Annotated in this window: 1 protein-coding gene; it reads left to right on the top strand. The window is 56.0% G+C overall.

Annotated elements, in window-relative coordinates:
• A partial coding sequence (locus OKC27_RS22870; RefSeq protein ID WP_270806767.1) for an IS4 family transposase occupies positions 1-507 on the top strand: 507 nt, incomplete at its 5' end.
• Between the last annotated feature and the right edge of the window lie 11 nt (positions 508-518).

Here is a 518-nt window from a genome sequence, read left to right as displayed (position 1 = left end):
CTAGCCCAAGCCTTGCGGGTCATCGACATATACACCCATCGCTGGCGGATCGAGGAGTTCCATAAGGCATGGAAAACCGGAGCTGGAGCCGAGAGGCAACGCATGGAGGAGCCGGATAATCTGGAGCGGATGGTCTCGATCCTCTCGTTTGTCGCGGTCAGGCTGTTACAGCTCAGAGAAAGCTTCACGCTGCCGCAAGCACTCAGGGCGCAAGGGCTGCTAAAGGAAGCGGAACACGTAGAAAGCCAGTCAGCTGAAACGGTGCTGACTCAGGATGAATGTCAGCTACTGGGCTATCTGGACAAGGGAAAACGCAAGCGCAAAGAGAAAGCAGGTAGCTTGCAGTGGGCTTACATGGCGATAGCCAGACTGGGCGGTTTTATGGACAGCAAGCGAACCGGAATTGCCAGCTGGGGCGCCCTCTGGGAAGGTTGGGAAGCCCTGCAAAGTAAACTGGATGGCTTTCTTGCCGCCAAGGATCTGATGGCGCAGGGGATCAAGATCTGATCAAGAGACAG

This window comes from Aeromonas sp. QDB62, from assembly GCF_027705695.1.
Classification (GTDB): domain Bacteria; phylum Pseudomonadota; class Gammaproteobacteria; order Enterobacterales; family Aeromonadaceae; genus Aeromonas; species Aeromonas allosaccharophila.
This window is presented reverse-complemented; position numbering and strand designations above follow the sequence as displayed.